Below are 356 nucleotides of genomic sequence, written 5' to 3' on the forward strand. Positions count from 1 at the left end.
CGGCACATTCGCGTGGAATTCACTTATGATCCTGCGCAAGGTGCCGTTGACGGATGCCTTTGTGATCGTTCTGGTGACGGTCGTCACCGTGATGGAGGATTTGGCGGTTGCTGTGGTGGTCGGCGTGATAGTCAGCGCGCTGGCCTATGCCTGGAACAACGCTCGGCGGATACACGCCAAGACCTACAGAACGCCCGAAGGTGCGAAAGTCTATCAGGTGCAGGGGCCATTGTTTTTTGGATCCTCCGACGGTTTTGCGGAACTCTTCGATGTCGCGGGCGATCCGTCTGAAGTGATTGTGGATTTTGCCGACAGCCGCGTTGTCGATCAATCCGCCCTGCAGGCCATCGAAGCGA

Annotated in this window: 1 protein-coding gene; it reads left to right on the forward strand. The window is 57.3% G+C overall.

Translation table 11 applies throughout. The annotated features are described in order from the left end of the window. Positions 1–356: STAS domain-containing protein (locus tag G0Q06_RS14305; protein WP_163967455.1), on the forward strand; the 356-nt coding region annotated here is incomplete at both ends.

Source organism: Oceanipulchritudo coccoides, from assembly GCF_010500615.1.
In the GTDB taxonomy this organism is placed as follows: Bacteria; Verrucomicrobiota; Verrucomicrobiia; order Opitutales; family Oceanipulchritudinaceae; genus Oceanipulchritudo; species Oceanipulchritudo coccoides.